Annotated in this window: 5 protein-coding genes; all 5 read right to left on the bottom strand. The window is 53.1% G+C overall.

Going from position 1 to position 4,678, the window contains the following annotated elements; translation table 11 throughout:
* Positions 1–134 precede the first annotated feature (134 nt).
* On the bottom strand, positions 135–1,955 hold the full coding sequence (locus tag SGI98_01225; protein ID MDZ4742023.1) for a BatA domain-containing protein: 1,821 nt from the start codon (positions 1,953–1,955) through the stop codon (positions 135–137).
* Complete coding sequence (locus tag SGI98_01230; GenBank protein MDZ4742024.1) at positions 1,946–2,833, bottom strand: DUF58 domain-containing protein; 888 nt, start codon at positions 2,831–2,833, stop codon at positions 1,946–1,948. The genes SGI98_01225 and SGI98_01230 overlap by 10 nt, the downstream gene beginning before the upstream one ends.
* A 172-nt stretch (positions 2,834–3,005) precedes the next feature.
* Positions 3,006–3,401, bottom strand: coding sequence for a PIN domain nuclease (locus SGI98_01235; GenBank protein ID MDZ4742025.1), 396 nt, complete (start codon positions 3,399–3,401; stop codon positions 3,006–3,008).
* Positions 3,401–3,598 (bottom strand): type II toxin-antitoxin system VapB family antitoxin, encoded by a 198-nt coding sequence (locus SGI98_01240; protein ID MDZ4742026.1) that lies wholly within the window; start codon positions 3,596–3,598, stop codon positions 3,401–3,403. The genes SGI98_01235 and SGI98_01240 overlap by 1 nt, the downstream gene beginning before the upstream one ends.
* A gap of 121 nt (positions 3,599–3,719) precedes the next feature.
* Entirely contained in the window at positions 3,720–3,971 is a 252-nt protein-coding gene (locus SGI98_01245) for a hypothetical protein (protein ID MDZ4742027.1), read from the bottom strand.
* Positions 3,972–4,678: the final 707 nt, after the last annotated feature.

Raw genomic sequence — 4,678 nt, forward strand, 5'->3', positions numbered from 1 at the left:
CCCCAACGGGGCGGTGCATACCAGCCCGGGGTTCCAACCCCGGGAACGGGGAACAAAGCATTTATGCGTTCTGAAGGAACGCCGCATTGGGGTTGTGAGTGCCCCTTTGGGGCTGGAAAATCGTTTCCAGGGTTTCACCTCGGGCTGGTATGCGGGTGCCCCTTTGGGGCTGGGGGGATCGTTTGGTACCCCGTCAAGCGCCAACTGGTCAGGAGCGCGGTGAGGATGAGGAGAATCCAGGCGGGGGTGAGGAAATCTTCGCGGGAGGTGCGTTTCTGGATTTCGGGGAGGCGGGTGGTCGTGGTGTCCTGCGTGGCGGCTGTGGAGAAATCAGCCTCACGTGTGTCCGCAAATTGCGCGGCGACGGAGAGCAAATTGCTCGGGCCTTGGACAATTTGCGCGTGTTTAGGAAAATACGGGGCGCGAACGGTCGTCATAAATATCGTCTGATTTGTCGCGACAGAAGAGCTGATATCCTCGGGGATCGCGAGGCCCATACCTTTACCGGTTACTTTCCCGGCGTGCGGGTCGAATGTCAGGGGAATGATTTGTCCGGCGTCAGCATTCCGTTGCTCGAAACCGATGATGCGGTCGCGGACACCCTCCACCATACGGTGGAGCAAGAGGATGAATGAGGGCAGCCGTGAGGCATTCGACAGGGCCGGATCAAAATTCACGATTAATTGTTCTGCATTGAGACTTTCACGGAGCATGATGAGCGGGCGGGACCCGGCCCAGATAATCACCTCGTCATTATCCTGGGGGGAGAATCCCGCGGAGGCACCCTGCACGAGTAAGCCTTGGAAATTTAAGTCGCGCAAAATGCGTTGGTTCTCTTCGACGATACTTCCCTTGAGGTAAGGCGGATTGTCACTCCATTCATCGAGGAAAATAATGGCGTTACCGGACGGGAGCGTGGCGGCGGGATTCTTTTCGGCGATGATTTTGAGGTCGGCATCCTTCGCATCACCGGTGATCTCGGCGCCTTCGATACTTTGGGCGAATTTCTGTATGAAAGGAAACAATTTGCTCTGGGGATCGATCCAGACTTTGATTTTTTTGGAGACGGGTCGCACGAAAGGTAAATGATCATCGACAGGGAAAGAGTCTTCGTCCATCTGGAGGGTGAATTTCGCGGTGTCCCCCGGAAATACTCCGCTGAGCATAGAGAATTGTTTCGGGGCGATGGAGATTTTTTGTGGGGTGGACAGCGTCCCCTCACCGGTCTCGATCCACCAGTTTTTTTCGACGGGTTTATCCGTGTAATTCTGCACAATAGCTTTCCACAAGGTTTGCCCGTCTTTTTTAAAGACACTCGCCCCGAGGAATCCCACATTATCGAGCGGGCTGCCCACCGCAATTTGCTCCACCCCACCGGGCAAATCTTGGGGACGATCGGAAATAAAAACAATCAGGGTATTCTGGTCGGCCAATGACTGGGCCACACGCAGCGCGGGTGAAAAGTCATGTGACCCGCGTGAAGGATTCCACCGGGCAATTTGCGCGAGAGCCTCCGCCGGATGATCACCCCGGTAGATATTTTCCTGCGAGAGGTCCGTACTGATCATCTGGATGTCCAGCTTTGCCGCCGTCTTTTTTAACCGGTCGAAAAATCCGGATACCCCCATGCGGAGGGGTTCACGAAATGCCTGCATGGACAGGGACGAATCCAGCACCATCACGACACGTTGTGAGGAGGCCGGGCGGAGCCAGCGCGGCCCGGCCAAAACCCATGCCACTAGGAGGACACACAGGATTTGTAAAACCAGCGGCCACGACGGGCGCAGTTTCTCGAAAGAAATCCCCTGCGCACTCTCCGGGCTGAGGTGGCGGAGCAGGAAAAGGGTGGTGATCCGGGTCGGGCGCGATTTCTGCTGGAAAAAGTGGATCAGGAGTACCACCGGAATCGCCGATAAAGCCAAGAGCCCGGTGGGGTTCGAAAAAATCAGGTCCATAACTCGATGGCTCCTTGGGGCAAAGCGTTTTTGAGTAATTCATCACGCAGGTCGCGCTCCGCACAGAGCCGGGACAGGGCGATGCCGAGTTTGCGCGAGTGGAGTTTCCAGAGTTCAAAATGCCGGGTGTATGCACCCGTGTAATTTTTCAGTAATCCGGGATCCACATTCTGATGGCGGCGAGTGGCGGACTCCACATCGATGAATTCCGTATTACCCGCCCAATCGGGGTGGCTCTCCTCACGGCTGTAGGGACAAAAAAGCAGGGCGCGCCCGCGTTGTGCCAGCAGAAACGGGAGTAATGTCTCTGGCGCGGATTCAAAAAGCAGGTCAGTGATCCATAGGCGTAAACTGCCCGTGCGTAGAGCGATTTGCTCTAGTCGCGGTGGGCCGGGTGCCGCAGCATTTTCCCCGGCAGCAGATAAGCACCCCGCAAAATCCAGCGTGTCGAATTCACTCGGCTGCACGAGGCGCACGCCGTTATCACCCAAAATGTAGAATCTCACGCAGGCCCCCGTCATCAGGGCGCTTTCCAAAGCAAAATAAAGGAGGCGCAGGCAGAGAAACGCTTTGGTTTCGCTGGCGAACATCGACGGCGAGACATCCATGAGCAGGTCCAGTCGCGGGCTGACCTCATCCCGGTAAAGCTTCATCGTGTAAACCCCGGTTCGCGCGTAAGCCTGCCAATTTATCCCGCGCGGATCGTCACCGGGGAAATACGGGCGATGATCCTGAAAGTCTAGAGATGAACCCGTCCCAGCCCCGAGCAATTGCCCGGTCTGCCCCCGCCACGTCTGGTGTCGGAATGGCAACTGCATCGTGCCCGCAAGCACGCGCATTTGTGAACGGATCTTCTGGAGTGGAAAAACCAGGGACATGGCCGGTCATTTTAACCACAGATTCCCCAAGATGAACACAGATTATTCAGAAGTTAAAAGCCGGAAGTTTAAAGTTGCGACGCAGTCCGAACCAAAGCGCGGGACTAAAATAGTCAGCCCCGCTATGAGGGGGAGGCTCACTTCCGTTCTCTCAAACTCGATTATCTACCCGTCAAAGTTTTCTGAGCTCTATGGGGATGTACTTTTCGTACAAGTGATAATCTTTATCTTTGGAAAGGATTTGCACCTTCCACTCGACACTACAGGCGCAAATGAGAAAGTCTGTATGCGATCCCTGGATACCGGTTCTCCTGCATGTATTGAAAAGTAATGCCCCTAATTCATAGAGCTTGTCACTGACTCGACGGCTGGGGAATGCACGCATCTGTTCCTTTAGCTCATCATACATCCTCTCATCCCGTATGCCCGATAATATCTCTTGTCGGATGGGGGCTATCATGACCACTTCATCGGCATCAATTAACCGTTTCAGCTCTTTAACATATTTGCTAACGGGTGCTTTACTCCGAAATGCTTCTGACCAGACATCGGAATCCACAATAACCATTATTTCCTCCGATATTTCTTTGGGCCATCATCATCGAAATAATCAATCGTTCCAAAAAGATCGGAGGCTTTCCTCTGCTCCCTTTTGACAATGTATTCTCTCAGAGCTTCATTAACCGTATCCTTTTTTGTCCTGCCCCTACCTATCTTCAAGGCCTTCTCCAATAATTTGTCGTCGATTGATAAATTTGATGGCATGTGTAAAACTTCACACAACGAGTATGGCTTGTCAATTTTTCTTGTGCTAGAACGGCAAGGTGTGGCACCGGCTACCGAGAGCGCCACTCCGCAACAGGGTTCAAGGTTGTAGTCAAGAGGGTCATTTCGACTCGGAGCGGGTAGCCGGTTGTCCACCACCGTCTTGTTCTGCCTTGGTTTTCTTTGCCGGAGTCATCTTCTCAGCAGTAACGTCCAACAAGACCGTGTGCTCAAGCGGGTCGTCTCCAGAATAGGACGGCCGCGGGCTCATGAAAATAGAGTAGATCAACCTTCCTTCAGAGTCCCAACCTTGGACACTCCATCTACCTCTCGGCCTCAGCTGGTCGCTGGCTGGAGCGGGAAATCCAGTCATGGTCTCGTAGCTTGGAAACGCTACCTCCACGAACTTCAATTCCTTGGTTAGGGCGAAGATCTTGCTCGACGAGTAAAATCTGTCGTCGATGGTAATTGCAAATGCCTTCGAGTCAGTTCGCCCTCCCACTCGGGGGAAATCTTCGGATCTCGATCAAGGTCGATCACAGCCTGAATCTTACCATCAGGCGAAACGGATTTTGGCACAGCGGCAATATCCGCAAAAGCCAACGCAGAAGTAGCCAAAAGAGCGAGGAGTGTGATTCTCATTTTCTTGGCGAACAAGTTGTTATCTACAAAACTCTAGATCGTGAGATTTTTCACAAGAGTCAAAATAGATTTGATGGGTTTGAATCATTTTTCTAAGTAGATATTTCCGGATATACAGATATCCCGGTCTGTTTTTCTCTTCGTGAATTTCGTGGCCTCCGAGGTGATGCAAACACCCATGAAGCCAAGAGAATCCAGAAGGACATCAGACGCAGGGCGCAGTCAGAAACTCTCGTTCCAAGATGATGGTTCCATCGGGCGAGACGCCCTCGGATGCACGCGAGACGCGTACGCTCCCCGAGCCTGCCTCTCCATCCAGAAAAAAACCCCCTCTTCTTTGTGCCCTTCGTGGTGAGATCTCCCCCTTCATTAAAAAAAATCTGTGTCCATCGATGTCATCTGTGGATTGCTTTACTCTTGGGTGGGGCTGTGATAGGG

The organism is Verrucomicrobiota bacterium (genome assembly GCA_034440155.1).
Classification (GTDB): domain Bacteria; phylum Verrucomicrobiota; class Verrucomicrobiia; order JAWXBN01; family JAWXBN01; genus JAWXBN01.